This is a genomic window from Pseudogulbenkiania sp. MAI-1 (assembly GCF_000527175.1).
Classification (GTDB): Bacteria; Pseudomonadota; Gammaproteobacteria; order Burkholderiales; family Chromobacteriaceae; genus Pseudogulbenkiania.
This window is the reverse complement of record NZ_AZUR01000001.1, coordinates 3125001-3150896: the sequence shown is the minus strand read 5'-3', so window position 1 is coordinate 3150896 and position 25896 is coordinate 3125001. Positions and strand designations below refer to the sequence as shown.

The following is a 25896-nucleotide window of genomic DNA, read 5'->3' as shown; positions in this document are numbered from 1 at the left end:
AGGGAGAGCATGTCGGAAAAACAGCTTGCCGTGATAGACGACGACGAGGCGGTACGGACCTCGCTGATCTGGCTGTTCGACGGGCAGGGGTTCCACACCACCGGCTTCGACAGCGCCGAGGCGTTCCTGGCCGGCCCCGGTCCGGCGGCCTTCAATGCCCTGATCGTCGATTTGCGCTTGTCGGGCATCAGTGGCATCGTGCTGCTCGAACGCTTGGCCGAACACCCTTACTGCCCGCCGGTGATCATGCTGACCGCGCACGGCGACGTGCCGCACGCGGTGGCGGCGCTCAAGCTCGGTGCCATCGATTTCATGGAGAAGCCGTTCGACGATGGCCGCCTCTTGGCCATGGTCGACCAGGCGCTGCAGCGCGACCAGCAGGAGCGCGACCGCTTTGCCCGGCTGAGCCGGCTCCACCAGTCGCTCGGCTTGCTGACCGAGCGCGAGCGCGAGGTGATGCAGCTGATCCTGGTGGGCAAGCTCAACAAGCAGATCGCCGACGAGCTGGCCATCAGCATGAAGACGGTGGAAGTCCACCGCGCCCGGGTGTTCGACAAGATGGGCGTCAAGTCCGCCGTCGAGCTGGCCGGGCTGATGGCGGCGCTCGACAAGCCCGATGCCGGGAGCAAGGGCTGATGGGCAACAAGCAACCGGTATCGGTGCTGGTGGTGATCCATACCGCCGACGGCCAGGCGCTGCTGATCGAACGCGCCGACCGGGCCGGCTTCTGGCAGTCGGTGACCGGCAGCCGCGAAGGGCAGGAGGCGCTGATCGACACGGCGCGGCGCGAGGTGCGCGAGGAAACCGGGCTCGACGCCGATGCCTATCAGCTGAGCGACTGGCACATCACCAACCGTTACGAGATCTACCCGCACTGGCGTCATCGCTACCCACCCGGCGTGACCGAGAACGAAGAGCACGTGTTCGGCTTGCTGCTGCCCGCGCCGCTGCCGGTCACGCTGGCGCCGGACGAGCATAGCCGCTACCAGTGGCTGCCCTGGGCGGAGGCCGCCGACAAGGTCTTTTCCCCCTCCAACGCCGAAGCGCTGCGCCTCTTGCCGCTGCGGCTGCAGCCGTGATCTTCCGTCATCCTTGCTGGGCTGAACTGCCCCCATGTATCTCCCTCGGTAGCGGCCGTCTCTGCGGTTTGCTTTAATGGATTTCCAGCGGGAGACGCAAGGACCGCCCTGTCCGGAAAGTTGTAAGAAATCCTTAAAATTGTCCCGGCTAAGGCCATGTTAAAATCTAATGACATGTAATTTTCCCTCTTAAAGAGCAAGGATTGACGATGAACGCTGCCAAGAAAATCAGGAAGTACATCGAATCGGGCGAGAACCCGGAACAAGTGCAGGTGCTGAAGGACTTGGCGGCCGCACTGGAACTGGGGCAATCGTTCGACCTGAAGGCCCTGTACGAGATCGATATGCGCTACTTCGAGGCGGCGATCCAACTGATGAACGATTGGCGTTTCGACCGGCGCATTTCCGCCCGTAGCAAGCTGCTCGAACGGCTGCTGATCGAAACGGCTCCCGAGGCCAAGGTCGAGGTGCCCGCCGAGGCTGTCGTGGCCGAGGCCCCGGCCGTGAGCGTGACCGAACCGGTGGCCGTGGCGGCAGCGGCCGCCGTGGCCGAAGTGAAGGAAGCGGCCGGGCCCAAGGAGGCGAAGGCCCCTCGTTCCTCCAAGGTGACGGCCAAGAAGTAAGCCGTTCGAGCCCTCCGCGCCGTTGGCGCGCAGATCACGGACACAGCCCCGCCCAGAGCGGGGCTGTGTCTTTCATGCCGCAGCACACCGTCGCCGGCGCCTACGGTAGCAAATGGAACCGCGGCCGCGCTGTCGTTCAACGAGGGGGCGGTGCTACGGTCGCGTCCCGGCACCGGCGGAAGTTTTTGGCGCAGAGGCGATATCAGGGCTCATGAAAAGGCTATAAATGACATATCAACGTGGTGCGCGCCTGGCGTTGCAAGCCGTTGATCCTCAATGATCGGAAGGGTGTCCAAGTTCCGTCATTTTCATCGAAAAATTTCGTTAATCGCCGATAACTACATGGAACCGCTGAAGGTTGCCACCTACAACATCCACAAGGGGATGTCGATACTCAATCGGCATGTCAAGGTGGAGGACATGGCCAAGGCGCTGGGCTCGCTGGCTTCCGACGTGATGTTCCTGCAGGAAGTGCAGGGCAAGAACCTGCTGCGCACCCTGAGCCATCAGGAATGGCCGCGCATCCCGCAGCACCAGTACCTGGCGCGCCAGCTCGGGCGCAAGGCCGCCTACGGCCTCAACGCCAGCTACGGCCACGGCCATCACGGCAACGCGGTGCTGACCCGCTTCCCGATCCGCTCCTGGTGCAACCTCGATATCTCGGTCAACCGCTTCGAGAGCCGTGGCGTGCTGCATTGCGTGCTGGAGCCGCCCGGCTGGAGCACGCCGGTCATCGCGCTGTGCGCCCACCTCAATCTGCGCGCAGGTGACCGACGCAAGCAGTACGCCACGCTGGCGCGCTACATCCGCGACAACGTCCCGCATCACTATCCGCTGATCCTGGCCGGCGACTTCAACGACTGGCAGGGCGAGGCGACCGACCGCCTGCTGGCCGAGAACGGGCTGCACGAAGTGTTCCAGAACCTCTATGGTCAGCATGCCCGCAGTTTTCCCTCCCGCTTGCCGTTCCTGACGCTCGACCGCATCTACGTGCGCGGCCTGCGCCCGGTCAGCGCGGTGGCGCATCACGGCGCGCCGTGGAGCGAGTTGTCGGATCATCTGCCGCTGTCGGCCTCGCTGCTGCCGGCCTGAAGCGATGAATTCCTGGCTTCTCGAATTTCTGCCGTGGCTTTGACTGGAAGAGGGGATGTCCGCTAGTGAAGATCGGTGCGATTGTGCTTGACCGCAAAGGAAAAAGCATGTTCAATACAGAAAATTATCGCCGATTTGAACACAGCTTGCGGGCGTAAAATAGCTAAAGCGTGGACAGCCCATCAGGCTGTAACGATTTTCGAATCCGAAGATTTCCATGTGCAAAGCCCGCCGTGTCCACGGCGGGCTTTGTCTTTGGAGCTTCCATGATTCATCTGCAGAACGTGTGCAAACGCTACCGCCGTCCCGACGGCGGCTGGTTCGAGGCGGTGGCGCCGACCTCGCTGTCGGTCGGCGCCGGCGAGATCTTCGGCCTGATCGGCTACTCCGGAGCCGGCAAGTCCACCCTGATGCGCCTGATCAACCTGCTGGAGCGCCCGGACGCGGGCAGCGTCATCGTCGATACCCAGGACCTCACCAGCTTGTCCGCGCGCGAGCTGCGCCGCGCCCGCCAGAACATCGGCATGGTATTCCAGCAGTTCAACCTGCTCGCCAACCGCACCGTGGCGGGCAACGTCGCTTTTCCGCTGGAAATCGCCGGTTGGTCCAAGGGCGACATCGAGCGCCGTGTCGCCGAGTGCCTGGAGGTGGTGGGCCTGACCGACCGCGCCGGTCACCATCCGGCGCAGCTGTCCGGCGGCCAGAAGCAGCGCGTCGGCATCGCCCGGGCGCTGGCGCCCAATCCCAAGGTGATCCTGGCCGACGAGGCCACCTCGGCGCTCGACCCCAAGACCACCCAGAGCATTCTCGACTGCCTGCAGGACATTAATCGCCGCTTCGGCGTCACCGTGGTGGTGGTGACGCACGAGATGAACGTGGTGCGTTCGATCTGCCACCGTGCCGCCGTGCTCGAGGACGGCCGGGTGGTGGAGGTGCTGGACATCGTCGATGGCCGGACCGAGGCGCAGTCCGAACTGGCTCGCTCCCTGTTGGAGGCCGCGTGATGGAAGCACTCACTTTTGCCGACGCCCTCGCCAACCTGAGCATGATGGGGCCGGAAATCTGGCAGGCGTGCAAGGAAACCGCGCTGATGCTGGCCATCGGCCTGGCTGCCGCCTTTTTGTTCGGCGGCCCGTTGGGCTTCCTGCTCTACCTGAGCCAGCCGGGGCAGATTTTCGCCCACCGCATCGTCAACGCGGTGCTGGGCTGGCTGGTCAACCTGGTGCGCTCGTTCCCGTTCATCATCCTGATGGTGTCGCTGGTGCCGCTGACGCGCTTGCTGGTCGGTTCCACCATCGGCCCGGTGGCGGCGGCGGTACCGCTGTCGTTCGCGGCGATCCCGTACTTCGCCCGCCTGGTCGAGCAGACCCTGCGCGAGGTGCCGCGCGGCGTGGTGGAGGCGGCCGAGGCCATGGGCGCGAGCCCGCTGCAGATCATTGCCAAGGTGCTGCTGGTCGAGGCCCGTTCCGGGCTGATCTCCAGCGTCACCATCCTGACCATCAGCTTCCTGTCCTACTCGGCAGTGGCCGGCGTGGTGGGCGGCGGCGGCATCGGCGACCTGGCCATCCGCTACGGCTACTACCGCTTCCAGACCGAGGTGATGATCGCCATGGTGCTGCTCCTGGTGCTCATCGTGCAGATCATCCAGTTCGCCGGCAACCGGCTGGCGGCGCGGCTGGACAAACGTTAATCCCCCATCCCTTACCTAATACAACGCGACAAGGAGTTCATCATGCGTAGATTCGTCATCAAGGCGCTGGCCGCCTCCGTGCTGGGCCTGGCCGTGGCCGGTTCCGCCCTGGCCGCCGACCCGTCCAAGAAGGAAATCGTCATCGGCACCACCGTCGGCGATTTCGGCGACATGGTCAAACAGTCGATCAAGCCGATCCTGGAAAAGCAGGGCTACAGCGTCAAGCTGGTGGAGTTCACCGACTACGTGCGCCCGAACCTGGCGCTGCAGGAAGGCTCGCTGGACGTCAACGTGTTCCAGCACAAGCCCTACCTCGACAACTTCGCCAAGGAGCACAAGCTGACGCTGGCACCGGTGTTCCAGGTACCGACCGCGCCGCTGGGCATCTACCCGGGCAAGCTGAAGTCGCTGAAGGACGTCAAGCCCGGTTCCTCGCTGGCCGCCCCGAACGACCCGAGCAACTTCGCCCGCGCGCTGGTGATGCTGAACGACCTGGGCTGGATCAAGCTGAAGCCGGGTATCGACCCGCTGACAGCGTCCGAGCATGACATCGCCCAGAACGTGAAGAACATCAAGATCGTGCCGCTGGAAGCCGCCCAGCTGCCGCGCTCGCGCAACGACGTGGACTTCGCCGTGATCAACGGCAACTACGCCACCAGCTCCGGCATCAAGCTGACCGAGGCCGTCTACCAGGAAAAGAGCTACGCCTACGTGAACTGGGGCGTCGTGCGTGCGGCCGATGCGAAGAAGGCCTGGGCCAAGGATGTGGTGGCCGCCTACAACTCCAACGAGTTCAAGGCCTGGGCCAAGCAGAAGTACGTCGGCTACAAGCTGCCGGCGAACTGGAAGTAAGCGGTTTTTATTACTTCAAGGCATTCGGGAGGGCTTCGGCCCTCCTTTTTTTACGTCCATCCAGCGTGAACCGCCCCGTCCGGGCATGCCTGGGCGGGGCGTTCACCGCTGAAATGCTTACTTGCCGCCCTCGTGGCCGATGAAGCCGCCGATGGCCGCGCCACCCAGCGTGCCGAGCGTATCGCCGCCGGTCAGCACCGAACCGGCCACGCCGCCGACCGCCGCACCGACAGCGGTGTTCTTCTGGCGCTGGGTCATGCCGGCGCAGCCGCTCAGGGTGGCCACGACCAGCAGGATGATGGTCGAACGAGTCAGGGTTTTGTACATCAGAAACCTCGCGTAACGCTGCCGGACGGGACATGCCCGGTCAGCAGAGTCTGTGACAGTGGTATAGACCCCGTCATTCCCGCATGAGTTCCGCCGAGCGGCCGGGTGGGCAAGGGGCCGTGCCGGCCGATGGGAGCGGAGCGGCCTCTTGCCACGGCCTCAAGCGCCATCGCCGGCATGCATTTTTTACCTGCATTTTTTTTGCAAGCAACTATGCTGAAGGTAGGCAGGGTAAGAATGGTTTCTCAATGTGCCTGTGGGTGGTCATACCCAAGGGGCTTTGCGATAACGCAGGAGGACAGACACATGAAACTCGAACAGTTCAACCACGTCGCCGACCTGATCGGCCTGAAGAAGCAATCGCGCGAAGCCGTCTGGCTGATGGAGATCGACGGCATGACCGGCTACGCCGCCGCGAAGCAGCTCGATATCAGCGAATCGACCGTCTCACGCGCTCACGCGCGCTTCCGCCGCGCCATCAAGGAAATCAACGCGATGGCGAGCCACCTGCCGCTGGAAACCCGCTAGCTAGCGGGCTGAAACAAGCCGGCGGCTAGGCCGGCTGATCGTAACAAAGGCTGGTCGAAGCCCTCGAAAGGGGGCTTCGGCCAGCTTTTTGTTTGGGCTTTTGGCAGGCCTGCAAACCGTTGCCGGCATCCGCGTGCAGCTCCCCGGCATTCCGGGGCGGATGGCTTCTGGCGGGAGAAGCAGGACATCGGATATGACGGATGAGGGGGAAGAAGTTTAGTCCATCACCATCTCTTTTGCCGGAAAAAAGAGGGTGTACCGAAGGGCAATAGACCAAATTCTTTTTAAAACTATTATTCGAAATGGTTAGCGACTTCAGGGCCATTGGAGCAGCGCCATGGCCTGACGGCAGGTTCAATTCATGGGGAGAAATCATCATGGCCATTAGCGGGACCGACAGCAGTGAAACCATCGTTGGAACGAACAAGGACGATACAATTTGTGCTGGGGCCGGCGATGACGTTGTGAATAGTGGCAATGGCGATGATAAGGTCTATGGAGGTGATGGAGACGACATCCTGAATGGTGGTGCGGGGAGTGACACCCTTGACGGTGGCAGTGGTGATGACCGGCTCAATGGTGGATCGGGGAGCGACACGCTGATCTACACGCTGTCAGAAAATGGGGGCTCTACTGACCTCTACACGGGAGGGTCGGGCATTGATACGGTGCGGCTTAATCTGAGCAGTACAGAGTGGCTCAGCACGACGGTGCAGAATGAAGTCGCCCGTTATGTACAGCACCTTGCCAGCGTCAAGACTAATTCCACGACTGGTGAAGTGTCTAATGGCACCGCCAGTGATTTCACCTTCGATTTCGGCAATGGCACCAAGCTGACCGTGTCGATGATGGAGAACCTGGATGTCTGGGTGGATGGCGCCGCCATCGACTTTCACCGACCAGTCATCAGCAACGCCGACTCGAGCGGTAGTGTTATCGAGGACGCCAGTAATCCGATGCTGTCGACCTCCGGCAACATCAGTTTCTTTGATGTCGACTTGAGCCAGACCCACAGCGTGAGTGTGCAATCTCATTCTGGCAACAGTCTCGGCGGCGCGCTCACCGCGACGTTGACCGACTCTGCCCTGGGAGATGGGGCAGGTAAAGTCACTTGGAGTTATTCTCTCGCGGACGGCACCGACGGTGTTGCCGGGACAGTCCAGTCGATGGCAGCAGGAGAAAGTGCCACCGAAACCTTTACCATTGTCATTACCGACAGTAGTGGCAAGCAGGTGACCCAGGACGTCACCATTACCCTCTCTGGCACCAACGATGCACCCACGGTGTCCGGGCACGTCAGCGGCCAGGGCGTCGAGGATGGCAACAGCTTCTCAATCAACCTGCTGGCCGATGCTTTGGATATCGATCATGGGGCGGCATTGCATGTGGAAGGGCTTAACTCGCTGCCTGACGGTGTGTCTTTGTCCGGTTCCACCCTGACGGTGGATCCAGGCAATGCGGCATTCCAGCATTTGGCTGAGGGCCAGGTGGAGCTCATCACCCTCAACTACAAGGTGGTCGATGAGCATGGTGCCTGGGTTTCCGAGACGGCGGAGATTACAATCACCGGCACCAACGACGTGCCGACCGGCAGCGCCACGGCAGTGCTGGCGGGCGGCACCGAAGACACTGCCTACATCGTCTCCGCCTCCAGCCTGCTGGCGGGGTTCAGCGACGTCGACGGCGACACGCTGATGGTGGCCAACCTGACGGCCGATCACGGCAGCGTGACGGACAACCTGGATGGCACCTACACGATCACCCCGGACGGCAACTACAACGGGACGGTGAGCCTGAGCTACGACGTGACCGACGGCAGCCTGAGCGTGGCGGCCAGCCAGAGCTTCACGCTGACGGCGGTCAACGACGCGCCGATCCTGACCGGCTCGGCGGCGACGCTGGTGGACGGAACCGAAGACGTCGCCTACATCGTCTCCGCCGCCAGCCTGCTGGCGGGGTTCAGCGACGTCGACGGCGACACGCTGACGGTGGCGAATCTGTCGGCCGATCACGGCAGCGTGACGGACAACCTGGACGGCACCTACACGATCACCCCGGACGGCAACTACAACGGGACGGTGAGCCTGAGCTACGACGTGACCGACGGCAGCGTGAGCGTGCCGGCCAGCCAGAGCTTCACCCTGGCGGCGGTCAACGACGCGCCGACCGGCACCGCCACGGCGGTGCTGGCGGGCGGCACCGAAGACACCGCCTACATCGTCTCCGCCGCCAGCCTGCTGGCGGGGTTCAGCGACGTCGACGGCGACACGCTGACGGTGGCCAACCTGACGGCCGATCACGGCAGCGTGACGGACAACCTGGACGGCACCTACACGATCACCCCGGACGCCAACTACAACGGGGCGGTCAGCCTGAGCTACGACGTGACCGACGGCAGCCTGAGCGTGGCGGCCAGCCAGAGCTTCACCCTGGCGGCGGTCAACGACGCGCCGACCGGCACGGACAACACCGTCACCCTGCTGGAAGACGGCAGCCACACCTTCAGCGCGAGCGACTTCGGCTTCAGCGATGCGGCGGACGGCAACAGCCTGCTGGCGGTGAAGATCAGCACGCTACCGGGAGCGGGCAGCCTGACCAATAACGGTGTCGCGGTGACGGCCGGGCAATTCGTCAGCGCGGCGGACATCGCCGCCGGGCACTTGGTGTTCACGCCGGCAGCCGACGCCAACGGCAGCGGCTACGCCAGCTTCACCTTCCAGGTGCAGGACGACGGCGGCACCGTCAACGGCGGGGTCGATCTCGATCAAAGTGCCAACACGCTGACGCTCGACGTGACGGCGGTGAACGATAGTCCGGCGGCAAAAAACGACGTTCTGTATGTGTCAAACAGCACGACGGTTACGCTGCCAATCAGCATGCTGTTGGCGAACGATGGGGATGTTGACGGCTTGTCACTTAGCGTTAGCAGTATCAGCGTTGTGAGCGGGACTCTTGGCAGTTCAGTTGTGGTCAATCCCGACGGCACCTTTACGTTTACCACTGGATCAGTTGGTGGAACGGTAGCCAGCCCGAGTACCGTCACACTGAGCTATACACTTAGCGATGGTGTAGGTGGTACGGCGACGGGATTAATCACGCTGAATGTATTGGATACTAATGGCCCCGGCGCACAAACTATTGATCTCACTGGGGTCGGGAGCTATCAGGGGGCATTCCTAGACGGCAAGGCTGGTGCAGATGTGCTCACGGATGGCGCATCGCAATCTGTGCTGGTCGGCGGGGTCGGTGCCGATACTCTTACCGGCAGTGCCGGCGCGGATCTTTTGATTGGCGGTGACAGCAACGACAACCTTCAAGGTGGCGAGGGGAACGATGTGTTGCGAGGTGGCCTCGGCAACAATGATGTCATGGATGGGGGCGCTGGAACGGAGGATCTGTTGGATTTCTCAGATGGGACGGTAGCTATTGGGACGGTGGCTACTCCCTTTACTCTTGTTCAGAGCAACGTGCTGACCGTTATGGCCAATGGCACCGGTGGCCTCGGCAACAACGATAGTTATGTAAACATGGAAGGCGTTATCGGTACCCGCTTCGACGACACGATCACCGGCAGTAGCGGCAATGACATCCTGCGTGGTGGCGGCGGAAGCGACACAATTGATGGTGGTGCCGGCATTGATCTGATCGATTTTTCGGATGCGACCAGTGGCCTTACTTTTACCCTTACCCAAAGTAGCTCATCAACATCATTCAGTGCTTCAGGCCTTGGCACCGATAGCTACAAGAATATGGAAGGAGTAATCGGCTCGGCCTTTAATGACACGCTTACAGGCTCTAGCAGTAACGATATCCTGAGAGGAGGGGATGGCAATGATCTACTCTCAGGGGGGACCGGAAACGATACCTTAGTTGGTGGCTCCGGAGCAGACAACATGACTGGTGGAGGGGGGAGCGACACCTTCGTACTCCTCGCCAAGGATGCAGCGGCTGTGGACACCATCACCGATTTCACTGTCGGAATTGGCGGCGATGTGCTGGACATTGCTGACCTGCTGGTAGGCTACAGTGCGGGTACCAGCGATTTGAACAATTTCCTGCATGTCAGGGAAAGTGGGGGCAATACCGTTGTCAGTGTCGATCGCGATGGCACAGGTGGAAGTTACGGTTTTCAGGATATTGCAATCCTGCAAGGGGTGACATCGGTGACGGTCGATCAGTTGAAAACGGATGGTAATGTTCATCCTATTTAGTGGAGATTGCCGAAGTTGGCTGATCATGACTTTTACCTATGTCTGGCCAACAGCGGCAAAGAAATGTTAGAGAGCGTTATCCTGCATAGCCTCGTGGGAATCGGGCGTGCTACAACACAAGCAAGACCGCATCTTGCATCATCAGGAGCGAGACACGGCCGCTTGTAGTGGCTGGCCGCTCTGGCCGGCATGGCGATGGAGGTGGAAGCGATGGGACTGCAGTTGCACTCGCCGGCGTTCGCGCCGGGGGCGAGCGTGCCGGCGCGCTATACCTGCGACGGGGCGGATGTGTCGCCGCCGCTGGCGTGGCAGGGTGAGCCGGCCGGTACCCGCTCGTTCGCGCTGATCGTGGACGATCCGGATGCGCCGGACCCGGCGGCACCGAAGATGACCTGGGTGCATTGGGTGCTGTACAACCTGCCGGCGGATAGCCACGAGTTGGCCGAAGGAGCGTCGCGGCACCTGCCGCCGCACACCGGCGAGGGGCTGAACGACTGGCAGCGCACCGGTTGGGGCGGGCCGTGTCCGCCTATCGGCCAGCACCGCTATTTCTTCAAGCTGTACGCGCTGGATACCGTGCTGCCGGACCTCGGTCATCCGAGCAAGCAGCGGCTGGAGCAGGCGATGCACAGCCATGTGCTGGGGGAGGCGCAGCTGATCGGGGTGTACCGTCGGCCGTGAGGGGGGCCCGGTTCGCGTGTTTACCGTGGCTCCGCCTGCCTGCCCATGGCGGCGTGCGTCCGGCGACGGCTGACCTGTCCCGTAAGCCGATCTAGTCCCCATTGTGTTTCCACCATTCCGCCCACATACTGCGGTCATTTCCGCCTGCCATCCCCGGCGGGCAGTGACTGCAGAGGACGGCATGCCCACTAGCTTGAACCGAACCGCCCCCATCGAGCTGGCCAGCTATCTGCTGGCCGGCGCCGCGTTGGTCGTGGTGCTGCAATTCCACTTGCTGGCGGCCTTGATCGCCGGGCTGCTGGTGCACGAGATGGTGGCGCTGGCCGCCTCGCAGACCCACCTCAACCGGGTGGCTGGGCGGCGTGCCCGTGCGGTGGCCGTGGTGTTGCTGTCGATCCTGACCATCCTGTTGCTGGTCGGATTCTCGGCCGGGGTGATGTCGATCTTCCACGGCGAAACCGGGGCGGTGCCCGCCATCCTGCAGAAGTCCGGGGAGATCGCGGCGCTGCTGCGACAGCATCTGCCCGCCTGGCTGGCCGAGCATCTGCCGAGCAGCGGCGAGGAGTTGAGAGGCATGGTGAGCCGTTGGCTGACCCAGCACCTGGAGGAACTGCGGCTGGTCGGCGGGGCGGCCGGGCGCGGCGTGGTGCTGGTGCTGCTGGGTATGGTGATCGGGGCCATCGTGTCGCTGTCCGAGTCGCTGCGTCGCGCCGGCAGCGGGCCGCTGACGCTGGCGCTGCTGCGGCGCACCGGTTGCCTTGCCGAGTCGTTTCGCAAGGTGGTGTTCGCCCAGGTGCGCATCGCCGCACTCAACGCCTTCCTGACCTGGCTGTTCCTGGCGGTGGTGCTGCCCTTGGCCGGTGCGCCGTTGCCGCTGACCAAGACGCTGGTCGCCATCACCTTCATCGCCGGCTTGTTGCCGGTGATCGGCAACCTGATCTCCAATACCATGATCACGGTGGTGGCGATGTCGCAGTCGCTCGGGCTGGCGGTGGCAGCGCTGGTCTTCCTGGTGACCATCCACAAGCTGGAGTATTTCCTCAACGCCAGGATCGTTGGCTCCCGCATCCAGGCGCGCTCCTGGGAAATCCTGCTGGCGATGATCGTGCTGGAGGCCATATTCGGCCTGCCCGGCGTGATCGCGGCGCCGATCTATTATGCCTATCTCAAGGCGGAACTGAAGGCCGCCGCGCTGATCTGAGGGGCTGCAAACAAAAACCGGGCTGTCGAGATAGCCCGGTCCGGTTTGTGTTCAAGGTCTGGCCGAAGTGGGCCCTCGGCCGCTTACCATAGCACCTTGACGGCCTTGTCCCCCAGCCAGTCCTGCAGCGCCAAGAGCAGGCCGTCGTCCAGACGCACCCCCCATTCCGGCGGCAGCAGCAGATCGCCCTTGGCCTGGCCGTTGCTGTAGCTGAGGCGCACCGGGCAGCCGGCGTCCTCGCTGCGGAACGGGCTCAGGGTGGTGCGCAGCTTCGCCACGTCGGCGTTGCCGTTGATCTGCAGCGCCAGGCTGCGGGCGTAGCGGCTGCGCGCCTCGCCCAGCTCGTAGATCTTGTCGGCGATGATCCTCAGGCCACCGTTGAAACTGTCCTCGCTGACCTTGCCTTCGATCACCAGCACCGTGTCCTCGCGCAGTTTGGTGCGGTTGGCGTCGAAGCTTTCCGAGAACACGCTGACCTCGCGCTTGGCGCTGCCGTCGTCGAGCTGGATGAAGGCCATCTTGCCGCGGTTGCCAACCTTGGTGCGCAGGCCGGTGACGAAGCCGGCGATCAGCTGCGGCTCCTTGCGCGGGGTGAGGCGGGAGAGCGGCGTCTTGATGAAGCCGCGCACTTCCTTCTCGTAGGCCGAGAACGGGTGGCCAGACAGGTAGTAGCCGATGGCGAGCTTTTCTTCGGCCAGCTGCACCGCCGGCGGCCACGGCTTGGCCTCGACCATCTCCACCGTCGGTGCGCTGTCGGCGTCGAACATGTCGAACAGCCCGCCCTGGTTGGCGTTGGCGGCTTCCTGTTCGGCCGCTTCCATGGCCAGGCCGACGTTGGCGAACAGCTTGGCGCGGTTGGGCTCGATCGCGTCGAAGGCGCCGGCGCGGATCAGCGACTCGATGGTGCGCTTGTTGACGGTGCGTTTGTCGGTCCTCCGACAAAAATCGAACAGATCGGTGAACGGCCCCGACTCGTTGCGCACCGCGATGATGTGCTCGACTGCCGCCTCGCCGGTGCCCTTGATCGCGCCGAGGGCGTAGCGGATGTGCTGGCGGTCCACTGGCACGAAGCGGTAGAAGCTTTCGTTGACGTCCGGCGGCAGGAACTTGAGCTTGTTGGCCAGCGAGTCGTCGTAGAACACCTTGAGCTGGTCGGTGTTGTCCAGTTCCGACGACATGGTGGCGGCCATGAAGGCGGCGCAGTGGTGCGCCTTCAGCCACGCGGTCTGGTACGACACTACGGCGTAGGCGGCGGTGTGCGACTTGTTGAAGCCGTATTCGGCGAATTTCGCCATCAGGTCGAACAGTTGCTCGGCCAGCGCCGGGTCGTAGCCCTTGGCCTTGGCTCCCTCGGCGATCTTCTCGCGGTGGGCGGCCATTTCTTCCGGCTTTTTCTTGCCCATCGCGCGGCGCAGCATGTCGGCGCCGCCCAGCGTGTAGCCGCCGATGATCTGCGAGATCTGCATCACCTGTTCCTGATACACGATCACGCCGTAGGTCGGGTCGAGGCAGGCCTGCAGGTCGGGGTGGAAGTAGTCCACCTCCTGCTTGCCGGCCTTGCGCAGGATGAAGTCGTCCACCATACCGGAACCGAGCGGACCCGGGCGGTACAGCGCCAGCACGGCGATGATGTCTTCGAAACGGTCGGGCTTGAGCTTTTCCAGCAGCCGCTTCATGCCGTCCGATTCCAGCTGGAACACGGCCGTGGTGTTGGCTTTCTGCAGGATCTGGTAGGCGGCGGGGTCGGTGAACTCGAGCAGGTTGAGGTCGGTGTCGAAGCTCGGGTCCAGGTCTTTGATGTACTTGACCGCCAGATCGATAATCGTCAGGTTGCGCAGGCCCAGAAAGTCGAACTTCACCAGCCCGATCTGTTCGACATCGTCCTTGTCCAGCATCGAGACCGGTACGGCGTCGTCGCCGGCGGCCTGGTAGACCGGGCAGAAGTCGGTGATCTTGCCAGGAGCGATCAGCACGCCACCGGCGTGCATACCGATGCCACGCGTCAGGCCTTCCAGTTTTTTGGCGAGCTCCCACAGCTCACGCAATTCTTCCTCGTTCTCCAGCCGCTCCTTCAGCACCGGCTCCATCTCGACCGCGTCGTCGAGCGAGTACTGCTTGCCCGGCGCCGCCGGAATCAGCTTGGACACCCCGTCGCAGAACATGTAGGGCAGGTCGAGCACGCGGCCGACGTCGCGCACCACGGCCTTGGCGGCCATGGTGCCGAAGGTGGCGATCTGGCTCACTGCCTCGGCGCCGTACTTCTGGCGCACGTACTCGATCACGCGGTAGCGGTTGTCCTGGCAGAAGTCGACGTCGAAGTCCGGCATCGACACCCGCTCCGGGTTCAGGAAGCGCTCGAACAGCAGGGCGTAGGCCAGCGGGTCGATGTCGGTGATGCCGAGTGAGAAGGCCACCAGCGAGCCGGCGCCGGAGCCTCGCCCCGGCCCCACCGGGCAGCCGTTGTTCTTGGCCCAGACGATGAAGTCGGCCACGATCAGGAAGTAGCCGGGGAAGCCCATCTGGATGATGGTGTTACACTCGATCTTCAGACGCTCGTCGTAGCGCGGGCGTTCGGCGGCACGCACCTCCGGGTCGGGGTAGAGCTTCTCCAGCCGCTTCTCCAGGCCCTCCTTGGAGAGATGGACCAGGTAGTCGTCCAGCGTCATGCCTTCCGGGGTGGGAAAGTCCGGCAGGTAGTTCTTGCCCAGTTGCACCGTGATATTGCAGCGGCGCGCGATCTCCACCGAGTTCTCCAGCGCTTCCGGGATGTCGTGGAAGCGCTCCGCCATCTCCTCGGCCGACAGGAAGTACTGGCACTCGGCAAAGTTCTTGGGCCGGCGCTTGTCGCCCAGCGTGTAGCCTTCGGCGATGCATACCCGCGCTTCGTGCGCCTTGAAGTCGTCGGCTTCCATGAACTGGATGGGATGCGTCGCCACCACCGGCAGCCCGGTCTCGCCGGCCAGCCACAAGGTCTGCTGCACCACGCTTTCGATCTGCGGGTTGTCGAGCCGCTGTACTTCCAGGTAGAAGTTGTCCGGGAACAGCCCGGCCCAGTAGCGTGCACGCCGTTCCGCCACGTCGCGCTGGCCGTTGGCGAGCGCCAGGCCGATGTCGCCCAGGTGGGCGCCGGACAGGCAGATCAGCTGGCTGTTGTCGCCGTTTTCCAGCCACTCGCGTTTCAGCTCGGCACGGCCGCGGTACTGGTTGTGCAGCATCGCCTGCGTCAGCAGGTCGCACAGGCGCAGGTAGCCGGCGCGGTTCTTGGCGGTGAGCAGCAGGCGCCAGGGCTTGTCGCGGTCGTCTTCATTGCTGATCAGCACGTCGACCGAGACGATGGGTTTGATGCCATTGCCGCGGCAGGCCTTGTAGAACTTGACCATGCCGAACAAGTTCATCAGGTCGGACATGCCGATTGCCGGCATGCCCGCCTTCTTGGCGCGCTTGACGGCGTCGTCCAGACGCACGATGCCGTCGTGGATGGAGAATTCGGAGTGGAGTCGCAGGTGGACAAAACTGGGAGGAGTCATCCCGGCATTTTAACGGTTGCCGGCGCGCGGCACCATGCCGGGAGGCCGCCCGGTTTGGCGGCGGGACCGTCAGCCCCGCGCCGCCGTTCAGTGATCCTTCGGTTTCATCGCGGCCAGGCCGGCCTTCTGCATCTCCAGCGCCTTGATCTGCATCGACAGCATGCCCAGATTCATCGTCAGCCAGCCTTCCACCACGCGCAACTCGGCCATCTTGCGGTCGATCTCCTCCTCGGTCAGCGGCGGCATGAAAGGCTGGGCGGAAGAGGGGGTGGCGCTCTGCCAGAACTGGCGGAACATGGCGAAGGGGTCGGCAGGATTGAAATCGGCGCTCATGGGGGCTCCTGTATGACGAAAACAAAAACGGGCGACACCAGGTCGCCCGTTCAGTATAAGCCAGTTGAACCGGATTAGTTCTTGCTGGCGGCCTGCGCATCCACGGCGGCCAGGGCCACCATGTTGACGATGCGGCGCACCGACGAGATCTGGGTCAGGATGTGGACAGGCTTCGACATGCCCATCAGGATCGGGCCAATGGTCACGCCATCCGACGCCGAAACGCGCAGCAGGTTGTAGGAGATGTTGGCGGCTTCCACGTTCGGCATCACCAGCAGGTTGGCCGCACCCTTGAGCGTGCTGTCCGGCAGGGCCTGTTGACGGATGGCTTCCACCAGCGCCGAGTCACCCTGCATTTCGCCGTCCACTTCCAGATCCGGATGCGCGGCCTGGATCAGCGACAGCGCCTCGCGCATCTTGCCGGCCGATTCGATGTTGCTGGTGCCGAAGCTGGAGTTCGACAGCAGCGCCACCTTCGGCGCGATACCGAAGCGCTTGACCGACTCGGCGGCCATCGTGGTGATCTCGGCCAGCTGCTCGGCGCTCGGGTTCGGGTTGACGTAGGTGTCGGTGATGAAGATGTTGCCGGTCGGCAGCATCAGCGCGTTCATGGCGCCGGCCACCTTCTTGGCGTTGGCGTAGCCCAGCACGTTCTCGACGATCTCGAAGTGCTGGCGGTAGGCACCGTAGGTACCGCAGATCAGGGCGTCGGCCTCGCCGCGGCGCACCATCAGCGCTCCGATCAGCGTGGTGTTGCCGATCACGCGGCGACGCGCCTGTTCCTGCGACACGCCCTTGCGCTTCATCAGCTGGTAGTACTCGTTCCAGTACTCGTTGAAGCGCGGGTCGGATTCGTTGTTGACCAGCTCGAAGTCCTTGCCCGGCACCAGTTTCAGGCCCAGCTTCTCGATACGCTTCTCGATCACGGAGGGGCGGCCGATCAGGATCGGGAAGGCCAGACCCTGCGACACGATCTCCTGGGTGGCGTGCAGCACGCGCTGATCCTCGCCCTCGGCCAGCACCACGCGCTTCTTGTCCTTCTTGGCCTGGGAGAACACCGGCTTCATGAACAGGTTGGTCTTGTAGACGAACTGTGCCAGTTGCTCGGCGTAGGCGTCGAAGTCGGCGATCGGGCGGGTAGCCACGCCGGACTCCATGGCCGCCTTGGCCACGGCCGGAGCAATCTTGACGATCAGACGCGGATCGAACGGTTTCGGAATCACGTATTCCGGGCCGAACGACAGCTCCTGGTCACCGTAGGCCGAGGCCACCACGTCGCTCTGCTCGGCCATGGCCAGGTCGGCGATGGCGCGCACGCAGGCCAGCTTCATCTCTTCGTTGATGGTGGTGGCGCCCACGTCCAGCGCGCCACGGAAGATGAACGGGAAGCACAGGACGTTGTTGACCTGGTTCGGGTAGTCGGAGCGGCCGGTGCCGATGATGGCGTCCGGGCGGACTTCCTTCACCAGTGGCGGCAGGATTTCCGGTTCCGGGTTGGCCATGGCCAGGATCACCGGGTGAGCCGCCATCGACTTCACCATGTCCTGGGTCACCAGCTTGGGACCGGACAGGCCCATGAAGATGTCGGCGCCGACCATGGCGTCGGCCAGTTTGCGCTGGCCGTTGTCCTTGATGGCGAAGCGCTTCTTCGATTCGTCCATCTTGTCGTCACGGCCTTCGAAGATCACACCCTTCGAGTCGCACACGGTGATGTTCTCGCGCTTCACACCCAGCGCCACCAGCAGTTCCAGGCAGGCGATGGCGGCGGCGCCGGCACCGGAGGCCACCACGCGCACGCTGCCGATTTCCTTGTTGATCAGGCGCAGCGAGTTCAGCACCGCGGCGGCGGCCACGATGGCGGTACCGTGCTGGTCGTCGTGGAACACCGGGATACCCATGCGCTCGCGGCACTTCTTCTCAATGTAGAAGCACTCCGGCGCCTTGATGTCTTCCAGGTTGATGCCGCCGAAGGTGGGCTCCATCGAGCAGATGATGTCGACCAGCTTGTCCGGGTCGTTTTCGTTCAGTTCGATATCGAACACGTCGATGCCGGCAAACTTCTTGAATAGCACCCCCTTGCCCTCCATCACCGGCTTGCCTGCCAAGGGACCGATGTTACCCAGACCCAGTACGGCGGTACCGTTGGTGATCACGGCGACGAGGTTGCCGCGCGCGGTGTACTTGTAGGCGTTCAGCGGGTCTTCGACGATGGCGTCACACGGAGCGGCCACGCCCGGCGAATAGGCCAGGGCCAAGTCGCGCTGGGTGGCCAGCGGCTTGGTCGGGGAGACCTGGATCTTGCCCGGCTGCGGGAACTGGTGGAAATCGAGTGCGTTTTGACGCAATTGCTCATCCATCTGGGAGCTCCTGATTTTCTTAGGTATCGAGAGGGTGTGTGTCGTGTCGTGTGGTCCGACATTATAAAGGCACTAGGGCTAACCCTGTAAACGGGATGTAGTGGCGTCATGCAAATACGCGATGGAGGGGTCTCCATCGCGTTGTCAGACAAAATACATTACATCATGCCGAGGGCCTTGGGTAGCCACAGCGAGATGGCCGGCACGTAGGTCACCAGGCCGAGGAAGGCCAGCATCGTCAACAGCCACGGCCACACCGCCACGGTCAGCTCGGTGATGCCCATCTTGGTGATGCCCGAGGCCACGTACAGGTTCAGGCCCACCGGCGGGTGGCACATGCCCACTTCCATGTTGACCACGATCAGGATACCGAAGTGCACCGGGTCGATGCCGAGCGCGGTCGCCACCGGGAACAGGATCGGCGCCAGGATCAGCACGATCGACGACGGTTCCATCACGTTGCCGGCCAACAGTAGCAGCACGTTCACCACCAGCAGGAAGGCGATCGGGCCCAGGCCCATATCGATCAGCCAGCCGGCCATCGCCTGCGGAATGCCTTCCGAGGTCATCAGGAAGGAGAACAGCACGGCGTTGGTGATGATGTAGAGCAGCATCGCCGACATGCTGGCCGAGTCGAGCAGCACCTTCGGCACCTGCTTCAGGCTCATGTCCTTGTAGACGAACACGGCCACGATGAAGGCGTACACCGCGGACATGGCGGCGGCTTCGGTCGGGGTGAAGATGCCGGTGTAGATGCCGCCGATCACCACCACGATCAGCAGCAGGCCCCAGATGCTTTCACGCAGTGCCTTCATGCGCTGGCCGAAGCTGGCCTTCTGCAGGCGCGGGTAGCCGAACTTGCGGGCGCGGTACCAGGTGGTCAGGCCCAGAAAGCCCGCCAGCATCAGGCCCGGAATCACCCCGGCCATGAACAACTGGCCCACTGAGGTATTGGTGGCCACCGAATACATCACCATCACGATCGATGGCGGAATCAGGATGCCCAGTGCGCCGGAAGTGGTGATGACGCCGGCGCCGAAACGATCCGGGAAGCCTTGTTTCACCATCGCCGGCAACAGGATCGAACCGATGGCGACCACGGTGGCGGGGCTGGAGCCGGACACGGCGGCAAACAGGGCGCAGGCCAGCACGCCGGCCAGACCCAGGCCGCCGTACCAGTGGCCGACCATGCTGGTGGCGAAGTTGATCATGCGCCGCGCCACGCCGCCGTGGGTGAGGAAGTTGCCGGCCAGGATGAAGAACGGGATCGCCATGATCTCGAACTTCTCGATACCGGTGAACAGCTTCAGCGCCACCGATTCGATCGGTACGTCGGTCATGGTGAACAGGAAGGTCAGTACCGTCAGACCCAGCGAAATCGAGATCGGCATGCCGGTCAGCATCAGCACGATCAAGAGCCCGAAAATAATCAGTGTGCTCATTGTTTTTCACCCCCGTGCTTCAGTCCGTGCGGGTGCAGGTTTTCCTCCACCACATCCCAGTCGGCTTGTGCCGTCTCATCGTCCATGCCTTCCACGTGGGCATGGTCGTGCTTGGGCAGGTCGCCGGTCTTGATGAACGACCAGGTCACCTGCAGGAAGCGGAAGCTCATCAGGTAAGAGCCGCACGGCACCGCCAGGTAGACCAGCCACATCGGCAGTTCCAGGTCGACCGAGGTCTGCTCGGTGTGACCGATTTCCCAGACGAAGGTCGCGCCCAGCGTACCGATGATGCCGGTGAACAGCGCGCCGGCCAGCAGGCCGAACACGATGAATACGGCACGGTTCTTGTCGTTGAGCTTGTTGATCAGCACGTCGACGCCAACGTGGATGCCGGTGCGCACGCCGTAGGCGGCACCGAACTTGGCCATCCAGACGAACAGGTAGATGGTCAGCTCCTGCGCCCAGGACATGTGGATGTTGGCCAGGATGGGTTGGAGGGCATCGACGCCGGAACCGTAGCGGTGCACCACGGACGCGAAGGTGATGAGGGTGGCCGCCCCCATCAACGTAGCGATCAGCCACTCCTCGAGATGATCGAGGACTTTCAGCATAATATTGTGTCTCCCTGTAAAAAGAGCGCCTCCCTGGTCTATCCCGGGAGACGCTCCATCACGTGGCGGCTTAGTTGGCGGTGAAGCCGGTTTGCGTGTAGATGGCCTTGATCAGGTTGGGGCCGATGCGGTCGGCCATCTTGGCGTGGACCGGCGTCAGAGCCTTCTTGAAGGCGGCGCGCTCGGCGGGAGTCGGATTGTAGACCTGGGTCTTGCCGGACTTGGCGATGTCGGCCAGGTCCTCGTCGTTCTTCTGCTTGGCGATCTTGTTGGCGTAGATCGTGGCGTCCTTCATCGCGCCCTCGAGCTGGCCACGCACGTCGGCCGGCAGGCCGTCCCAGAACTTCTTGTTGACGATCACGGCATAGCCCAGGTAGCCGTGGTTGGTCATGGTCAGGTTCTTCTGCACTTCATGCATCTTCTGGGTGTACATATTGGACGGCGGGTTCTCGGTGCCGTCCACCACGCCGGTTTGTAGCGCCTGGTACACCTCGGAGAACGCCATCACCTGCGGCAGGGCGCCCAGTGCACGCATCTGCTCTTCCAGCACCTTGGACGACTGGATGCGCATCTTCAGGCCCTTGAGGTCGGCCGGGGTCTTGATCGGCTTGTTGGCCGAGAACGACTTGAAGCCGTTGTCCCAGAAGGCCAGGCCCTTGATGCCCTTCGGCTCCAGCTTGGCCAGCAATTGCTGCCCGATCGGACCCTGGGTGACCTTGTGCAGCTCTTCGTAGTTGTCGAAGATGTACGGCAGGTCAAACACTTCGAATTCCTTGGCGCCCAGCGGGCCGAACTTGGCCAGGCTTGGGGCCAGCATCTGCACGGCGCCCAGCTGCAGCGCCTCCAGCTCTTCCTTGTCCTTGTACAGCTGGCTGTTCGGGTAAACCTGAACCTTGACCTTGCCCTTGGTGCGCTCTTCGGCCAGCTTCTTGAAGTACTCGGCGGCCTGGCCTTTCGGGGTGTCTTGTGCCACCACGTGGCTGAATTTGATGACGATTTCGCCGGCGGCGTGGGCCATGCCGGTCATGCCGAAAGTGGCGCCGACAATCAGGGCAGCAATTTTCAGTTTCATTGACAGTGTCTCCATTGAGATGCGTTGACTTTATGAATGCAACCCTTGTTGCCGGGTTGTCATTACGGTGTAAAGTAGAAGGCAACTCACTCTTGATCCATTGGGGAATTCAGCATTAGGGAAATCCCTTATCCCCTCTCGTTGCCCCTTGCCATGCCCAAACTCCGCTCTCCCCGCTACTTGCTGCTGACCACCGTGGGCTCGCTGCTGGCCCTGATCACCGCCCTGTCCGGCATCGTCTACCTGGTATACCGCGACTGGCAGGAGGGGCAGCGCGACAGCCTGATCCAGGAAGTGCTATGGCTGGATCAGTCGCTGCGGCTGCATCTGGAGACGCATCGGGAGTGGGCCGAAAATACCGCCAACGATGTGTCGGCCTTGCGGATCAACGGCGACCAGTTTCAGCAGAGTGCCCGCCTGCTGTTGAGGGAAAATCCCGAGCTGCTCGAGGCGGAGCGAGTCGATGCGCGCGGCAGCATCCTGTGGGATACCCGCCGCGTCAACTTGCCTGGCGAGGTGCTGAGTGGTGCAGCCCATGACGCCCTGTGGCGTGCCAGCAAGCTGATGCGTGCCGCGTACGGCGAGCCCTACCGAGGCAGGGACGGCAAGTACCGCTTCGACATGGCGGTGCCGATCATCGTCGAGGGCGAATACGTCGGCGGCATCCGTCTGGTCTATCAGATAGAGGGATTGCTGTATCACCAGGTGCCGTGGTGGATCGCCTCGAAATACCTGATCAGTATCCAGGATCTGGGGGGCAAGGTGCTGGCCAGCCGTTTCGACGAGGCAGAGAAGCCGGGAACGCTGGGACATCAAATCAGTTTCGATCCACCCGGCCATGGTCTGACCCTGCGGGCGGTGGAATACCGCAGCGCCATGGGGCTGGCACTGCCGGTGCTGGTGGTGGCCGTCGTGACCCTGGTGCTGGCGCTGCTGTACTCGGTGTGGCGCATCCGCCGGCATATCCGCGAGCGCTCGGCGGCCGAGCGGGCGCTGGAGCTCGAAATGTCCCTGCGCCAGGCGATGGAAGACAGCATGAAAAGCGGCCTGATGGCGTTGAGCGCGAGCGGGGAGATCGTGCGCGTCAACCGCGCGTTCTGCGCCATGTCCGGCTTCAGCAGCGAGGAACTGGTGGGGCAGTCTCCTCCGCACAGCTTCTGGCCCAAGGCGGAATACTCCTTGCTGCACGACACCATCACCGCCGTGCTGAAGGGTATCCAGCCCGAACACGGCTTCGAGGTCCCCTTCGTGACCAAGAGCGGCGAGCCGTTCGAAGTCCGGCTCTATGCCACCCCGCTGGTCGAGCGTGACGGCAGCCAGCGCGGCTGGATCTGCTCGATGTACGACATCACCGAGCTGAAGAAAAAGCGCCTGGCGCTCAATGCCTCGCACCAGCGCTTTCTGACGGTACTCAATGGTCTGGATGCAGGGGTGTGCGTCACCGACAAAGGAGGAAGCCAGCTGCTGTACGCCAACCCGACCTTCAGCCACCTGTGGATGAAGGACGAGCCCGATGCCGACTGCTGCCTGCTGTTGCCGCGGTCGCCGGATGGTGAGGGGGAGGGGATGGAGAACCAGCACCTGGAGTTCAGCTCGGACGGAGGCAACCGCTGGTTCCAGATCCACCGCCGGCGGATCGAGTGGGTCGACGGGCAGGAGGCGTGGCTGGCGATCCTGACCGATGTTACCGAGTTGCGTCAGCGCGAAGAGAGGGACAGGGCACAGGAAGAGCGCTTCCAGAATACCTCGCGCCTGATCGCCATGGGCGAGATGGCCTCCAGCCTGGCGCACGAGCTGAACCAGCCTCTGTCGGTCATCAATACCTATTCGTCCGGGCTGCAGCGCCGCCTGCCGGCGGATCTCGAACTACCCAAGGGCGTGCGCGAAGCGATCCAGGCCATCTCCGAACAGGCGCGCCGCGCCGGTCAGATCGTCAACAGCATCCGCGCCTTCGTCAAGAAGCACGCGCCGCAACTGGAGCTGGCCGATCCGGCCAAGGTGGTCGGCCGTGCCGTCGGGCTGGCCGAACCGATGGCGGTCAAGCACGGCGTCAGCCTGCTGCTCGAACCATCCGGCGCCGCCGCTTGTCGGCTGGAAATGGACCCGGTACTGATCGAGCAGGTCCTGCTCAACCTGATCAAGAACGCGGTCGAAGCGATGCGCGACGCCGACACCCGCCGCCCGCAGGTGACGGTCCGCTATGGCACCGAGTCCGGCTATTGGCGCGTCGAGGTAGCCGATAACGGGCCGGGCCTGTCGGACAGCATTCGCAGTAACCTGTTCACGCCGTTCTACTCCAGCAAGCCCGAGGGGCTGGGCATCGGTCTCAACATCTGCCGCTCCATCGTCGAATTCCACCGTGGCCAGTTCGGTGTCGACAGCCCGGCCGGCGGCGGTTGCGTGTTCTGGTTCACCCTCCCGCTGGCCTCTCTGGAGCAGGAAGAAAAAACGGCGCCTGCCGGCGCCGTCAGATGAGAGGTGAACTGACCGGGCTTCAGTCAGGCGTCAGCACGGTCTCATGGCCTTCGGCCAAGGTGTCGGGGTAATCGCGGCTGTAGTGCAGACCACGGCTCTCCTTGCGCAACAGCGCCGACCGCACGATCAGCTCGGCCGTCTGCACCAGGTTGCGCAATTCGATCAGATCGTTGCTGACATGGAAGTGGCTGTAGTACTCGTTGATCTCCACGCTCAGCAGCTTGATGCGGTTCAGCGCCCGCTCCAGCCGCTTGTTGGTGCGAACGATGCCCACGTAGTCCCACATCGCGCGGCGCAGTTCATCCCAGTTGTGCGAGATCACCACCTCCTCGTCCGGGTCGGTCACCCGGCTGTCGTCCCAGTCCGGAATATTCGGCAACGCGAGCGTCTGTGCGGCCAGGATGTGTTCGGCGGCCGCCTTGCCGATCACCATGCACTCCAGCAGCGAGTTGCTGGCGAGCCGGTTGGCGCCGTGCAGGCCGGTGCAGGCCACTTCGCCCACGGCGTACAGCCCCTCCACGTCGGTCCGGCCTTTCAGATCGGTAATGAGACCGCCGCAGGTGTAGTGTGCAGCCGGCACCACCGGGATCGGCTGCTGGGTGATGTCGATGCCCAACTCCAGGCAGTGCGCGTAGATGTTCGGGAAGTGCTCCTTGATGAAGCTGGCCGGCTTGTAGGAAATATCCAGGTGCACGCAATCCAGACCATGCTTTTTCATCTCGAAGTCGATGGCGCGCGCCACCACGTCACGTGGCGCCAGTTCGGCGCGTGGATCGTGCTTGGGCATGAAGCGCGTACCGTCCGGCAAGCGCAGGATGCCGCCCTCACCGCGCACCGCCTCTGTAATCAGAAACGACTTGCTATGCGGGTGGTACAGGCAGGTCGGGTGGAACTGGATGAACTCCATGTTCCCTACCCGGCAGCCGGCGCGCCAACCCATGGCGATGCCGTCACCGGTCGCGGTATCCGGGTTAGTGGTGTAAAGGTAGACCTTGCCGGCGCCGCCGGAAGCCAGGATGGTGTGCTGGGCCGCAATCGTCACCACCTCGTCGGCCTCCTTGTCCAGCGCGTAGGCGCCATAGACCCGCTTGTCCTCCAGCCCCAGCTTGGCCGAGGTGATCAGGTCGATCGCGATGTGCTCTTCCAGCAAGGTGATGTTCGGATGCGCCTTGATCTTCTGACCCAGCGTCGAAGTTACCGCCGCGCCGGTCGCGTCCGCCGCATGAATGATGCGGCGATGGCTATGCCCACCCTCGCGGGTCAAATGGTAGCCCGTCTCGTGCGTCTCATCCTTGGTGAAGGGCACGCCCAGCGCGATCAGCCAATCGATGGCTTCTTTGGAATGCTCGACGATGTAGCGCGTCGTCTCCTCGTTGCAAATCCCGGCACCGGCGATCAGGGTGTCCTGGATGTGTTCCTGCACCGAATCGTCGGTATCGAGCACGGCGGCGATGCCGCCCTGAGCGTAGGTCGAGCTGCCTTCCAATAGATCCCGCTTGGTGATCAGCCCCACCTTGCGGCGCTCGGCAAGGTGCAAGGCGAGGGTCATGCCTGCCAAGCCGCTGCCAATGATAAGAACGTCAAACTTCAACATAAGAGCGTCATCCACCCCGCGTATGTGTGTGTGCACAATCAAAAGACCAAGCCTAGCAGAATCGATGCCGTTCGCGCAGCCGCTTTGCGCGACATGGCCGGATGGAACGTCTCCAGCTAGGTGCCAGACGAGCAGACACATTACAAGCACGTGCCTGTCCCACCTACAGGTGTCCCCCTCCGGGGCTTTGCGGAGGATTGT

At 63.0% G+C, this 25896-nt stretch carries 20 protein-coding genes; 12 read left to right on the top strand and 8 right to left on the bottom strand.

The window, feature by feature from the left end; genetic code table 11:
- Positions 1-9: 9 nt before the first annotated feature.
- From PSEMAI1_RS0114645 to PSEMAI1_RS0114615, 7 genes are all read left to right on the top strand, one after another.
- The gene (locus PSEMAI1_RS0114645) at positions 10-636 is read left to right on the top strand and encodes a response regulator transcription factor (RefSeq protein WP_024303604.1); all 627 of its coding nucleotides are present in this window, start codon (positions 10-12) and stop codon (positions 634-636) included.
- A complete protein-coding gene (gene nudB, locus PSEMAI1_RS0114640) occupies positions 636-1079 on the top strand; it encodes a dihydroneopterin triphosphate diphosphatase (protein ID WP_029770742.1) in 444 nt (147 codons plus the stop codon). The genes PSEMAI1_RS0114645 and nudB overlap by 1 nt, the downstream gene beginning before the upstream one ends.
- A gap of 209 nt (positions 1080-1288) precedes the next feature.
- Entirely contained in the window at positions 1289-1702 is a 414-nt protein-coding gene (locus tag PSEMAI1_RS0114635; protein ID WP_024303602.1) for a hypothetical protein, read from the top strand.
- 342 nt (positions 1703-2044) lie between these two features.
- Complete coding sequence (locus PSEMAI1_RS0114630; RefSeq protein ID WP_024303601.1) at positions 2045-2794, top strand: endonuclease/exonuclease/phosphatase family protein; 750 nt, start codon at positions 2045-2047, stop codon at positions 2792-2794.
- A 266-nt stretch (positions 2795-3060) separates the two neighbouring features.
- A complete protein-coding gene (locus PSEMAI1_RS0114625) occupies positions 3061-3798 on the top strand; it encodes a methionine ABC transporter ATP-binding protein (RefSeq protein WP_024303600.1) in 738 nt (245 codons plus the stop codon).
- A complete protein-coding gene (locus PSEMAI1_RS0114620; protein WP_024303599.1) occupies positions 3798-4484 on the top strand; it encodes a methionine ABC transporter permease in 687 nt (228 codons plus the stop codon). Before PSEMAI1_RS0114625 ends, PSEMAI1_RS0114620 begins: the two co-directional genes overlap by 1 nt.
- Positions 4485-4526: 42 nt before the next feature.
- Positions 4527-5336: a MetQ/NlpA family ABC transporter substrate-binding protein gene (locus PSEMAI1_RS0114615; protein ID WP_024303598.1), complete on the top strand. Its 810-nt coding sequence runs from the start codon at positions 4527-4529 to the stop codon at positions 5334-5336.
- 117 nt (positions 5337-5453) lie between these two features.
- Here PSEMAI1_RS0114615 and PSEMAI1_RS0114610 read toward each other — a convergent pair whose 3' ends face one another.
- Positions 5454-5663 (bottom strand): glycine zipper 2TM domain-containing protein, encoded by a 210-nt coding sequence (locus PSEMAI1_RS0114610; RefSeq protein WP_024303597.1) that lies wholly within the window; start codon positions 5661-5663, stop codon positions 5454-5456.
- Positions 5664-5969: 306 nt separating this feature from the next.
- Between PSEMAI1_RS0114610 and PSEMAI1_RS0114605 the strand changes: the two genes are divergently transcribed.
- The 4 genes from PSEMAI1_RS0114605 (at position 5970) to PSEMAI1_RS0114590 (ending at position 12284) form a co-directional block, all read left to right on the top strand.
- Positions 5970-6191 carry a sigma factor-like helix-turn-helix DNA-binding protein gene (locus PSEMAI1_RS0114605; protein ID WP_024303596.1) on the top strand — a complete coding sequence of 74 codons (222 nt, stop codon included), beginning with the start codon at positions 5970-5972 and terminating at the stop codon, positions 6189-6191.
- Positions 6192-6568: 377 nt separating this feature from the next.
- Entirely contained in the window at positions 6569-10402 is a 3834-nt protein-coding gene (locus PSEMAI1_RS0114600) for a cadherin-like domain-containing protein (RefSeq protein WP_024303595.1), read from the top strand.
- A 210-nt stretch (positions 10403-10612) separates the two neighbouring features.
- Positions 10613-11083, top strand: coding sequence for a YbhB/YbcL family Raf kinase inhibitor-like protein (locus tag PSEMAI1_RS0114595; RefSeq protein WP_024303594.1), 471 nt, complete (start codon positions 10613-10615; stop codon positions 11081-11083).
- Positions 11084-11264: 181 nt separating this feature from the next.
- Positions 11265-12284, top strand: a complete 1020-nt coding sequence (locus PSEMAI1_RS0114590) for an AI-2E family transporter (protein ID WP_024303593.1) — start codon at positions 11265-11267, stop codon at positions 12282-12284.
- 83 nt (positions 12285-12367) lie between these two features.
- Here PSEMAI1_RS0114590 and dnaE read toward each other — a convergent pair whose 3' ends face one another.
- The 6 genes from dnaE to PSEMAI1_RS0114560 all read right to left on the bottom strand — a co-directional run bounded on the left by dnaE (position 12368) and on the right by PSEMAI1_RS0114560 (position 21626).
- Positions 12368-15811 carry a DNA polymerase III subunit alpha gene (gene dnaE / locus PSEMAI1_RS0114585; protein WP_024303592.1) on the bottom strand — a complete coding sequence of 1148 codons (3444 nt, stop codon included), beginning with the start codon at positions 15809-15811 and terminating at the stop codon, positions 12368-12370.
- Between the two features lie 87 nt (positions 15812-15898).
- Positions 15899-16144: a PhaM family polyhydroxyalkanoate granule multifunctional regulatory protein gene (locus PSEMAI1_RS0114580; RefSeq protein ID WP_024303591.1), complete on the bottom strand. Its 246-nt coding sequence runs from the start codon at positions 16142-16144 to the stop codon at positions 15899-15901.
- 74 nt (positions 16145-16218) lie between these two features.
- Positions 16219-18501, bottom strand: a complete 2283-nt coding sequence (locus tag PSEMAI1_RS0114575; RefSeq protein WP_024303590.1) for an NADP-dependent malic enzyme — start codon at positions 18499-18501, stop codon at positions 16219-16221.
- A 158-nt stretch (positions 18502-18659) separates the two neighbouring features.
- Positions 18660-19943, bottom strand: a complete 1284-nt coding sequence (locus PSEMAI1_RS0114570; RefSeq protein ID WP_024303589.1) for a TRAP transporter large permease — start codon at positions 19941-19943, stop codon at positions 18660-18662.
- On the bottom strand, positions 19940-20554 hold the full coding sequence (locus tag PSEMAI1_RS0114565; RefSeq protein WP_024303588.1) for a TRAP transporter small permease: 615 nt from the start codon (positions 20552-20554) through the stop codon (positions 19940-19942). The genes PSEMAI1_RS0114570 and PSEMAI1_RS0114565 overlap by 4 nt, the downstream gene beginning before the upstream one ends.
- 70 nt (positions 20555-20624) lie before the next feature.
- Positions 20625-21626, bottom strand: coding sequence for a TRAP transporter substrate-binding protein (locus PSEMAI1_RS0114560; protein ID WP_024303587.1), 1002 nt, complete (start codon positions 21624-21626; stop codon positions 20625-20627).
- Positions 21627-21779: 153 nt separating this feature from the next.
- Here PSEMAI1_RS0114560 and PSEMAI1_RS0114555 point away from each other — a divergent pair, with 153 nt between their 5' ends.
- Entirely contained in the window at positions 21780-24101 is a 2322-nt protein-coding gene (locus PSEMAI1_RS0114555) for a PAS domain S-box protein (protein WP_024303586.1), read from the top strand.
- 19 nt (positions 24102-24120) lie between these two features.
- Here the strand turns inward: PSEMAI1_RS0114555 and nadB are convergent, their stop codons facing one another.
- Positions 24121-25695, bottom strand: coding sequence for an L-aspartate oxidase (gene nadB, locus PSEMAI1_RS0114550; RefSeq protein ID WP_024303585.1), 1575 nt, complete (start codon positions 25693-25695; stop codon positions 24121-24123).
- Positions 25696-25896 lie beyond the last annotated feature (201 nt).

What these genes read in the sequence shown, in the direction of transcription:
- PSEMAI1_RS0114600 (WP_024303595.1), top strand. Translation starts at nt 6,569, where the DNA reads ATGGCCATTAGCGGGACCGACAGCAGTGAAACCATCGTTGGAACGAAC.
- PSEMAI1_RS0114590 (WP_024303593.1), top strand. Translation starts at nt 11,265, where the DNA reads ATGCCCACTAGCTTGAACCGAACCGCCCCCATCGAGCTGGCCAGCTAT.
- PSEMAI1_RS0114630 (WP_024303601.1), top strand. Translation starts at nt 2,045, where the DNA reads ATGGAACCGCTGAAGGTTGCCACCTACAACATCCACAAGGGGATGTCG.
- PSEMAI1_RS0114580 (WP_024303591.1), bottom strand. Translation starts at nt 16,144, where the DNA reads ATGAGCGCCGATTTCAATCCTGCCGACCCCTTCGCCATGTTCCGCCAG.
- PSEMAI1_RS0114560 (WP_024303587.1), bottom strand. Translation starts at nt 21,626, where the DNA reads ATGAAACTGAAAATTGCTGCCCTGATTGTCGGCGCCACTTTCGGCATG.
- PSEMAI1_RS0114645 (WP_024303604.1), top strand. Translation starts at nt 10, where the DNA reads ATGTCGGAAAAACAGCTTGCCGTGATAGACGACGACGAGGCGGTACGG.
- PSEMAI1_RS0114565 (WP_024303588.1), bottom strand. Translation starts at nt 20,554, where the DNA reads ATGCTGAAAGTCCTCGATCATCTCGAGGAGTGGCTGATCGCTACGTTG.
- PSEMAI1_RS0114615 (WP_024303598.1), top strand. Translation starts at nt 4,527, where the DNA reads ATGCGTAGATTCGTCATCAAGGCGCTGGCCGCCTCCGTGCTGGGCCTG.
- PSEMAI1_RS0114610 (WP_024303597.1), bottom strand. Translation starts at nt 5,663, where the DNA reads ATGTACAAAACCCTGACTCGTTCGACCATCATCCTGCTGGTCGTGGCC.
- PSEMAI1_RS0114595 (WP_024303594.1), top strand. Translation starts at nt 10,613, where the DNA reads ATGGGACTGCAGTTGCACTCGCCGGCGTTCGCGCCGGGGGCGAGCGTG.
- PSEMAI1_RS0114570 (WP_024303589.1), bottom strand. Translation starts at nt 19,943, where the DNA reads ATGAGCACACTGATTATTTTCGGGCTCTTGATCGTGCTGATGCTGACC.
- dnaE (WP_024303592.1), bottom strand. Translation starts at nt 15,811, where the DNA reads ATGACTCCTCCCAGTTTTGTCCACCTGCGACTCCACTCCGAATTCTCC.
- PSEMAI1_RS0114605 (WP_024303596.1), top strand. Translation starts at nt 5,970, where the DNA reads ATGAAACTCGAACAGTTCAACCACGTCGCCGACCTGATCGGCCTGAAG.
- PSEMAI1_RS0114620 (WP_024303599.1), top strand. Translation starts at nt 3,798, where the DNA reads ATGGAAGCACTCACTTTTGCCGACGCCCTCGCCAACCTGAGCATGATG.
- PSEMAI1_RS0114555 (WP_024303586.1), top strand. Translation starts at nt 21,780, where the DNA reads ATGCCCAAACTCCGCTCTCCCCGCTACTTGCTGCTGACCACCGTGGGC.
- nudB (WP_029770742.1), top strand. Translation starts at nt 636, where the DNA reads ATGGGCAACAAGCAACCGGTATCGGTGCTGGTGGTGATCCATACCGCC.
- nadB (WP_024303585.1), bottom strand. Translation starts at nt 25,695, where the DNA reads ATGTTGAAGTTTGACGTTCTTATCATTGGCAGCGGCTTGGCAGGCATG.
- PSEMAI1_RS0114575 (WP_024303590.1), bottom strand. Translation starts at nt 18,501, where the DNA reads ATGGATGAGCAATTGCGTCAAAACGCACTCGATTTCCACCAGTTCCCG.
- PSEMAI1_RS0114625 (WP_024303600.1), top strand. Translation starts at nt 3,061, where the DNA reads ATGATTCATCTGCAGAACGTGTGCAAACGCTACCGCCGTCCCGACGGC.
- PSEMAI1_RS0114635 (WP_024303602.1), top strand. Translation starts at nt 1,289, where the DNA reads ATGAACGCTGCCAAGAAAATCAGGAAGTACATCGAATCGGGCGAGAAC.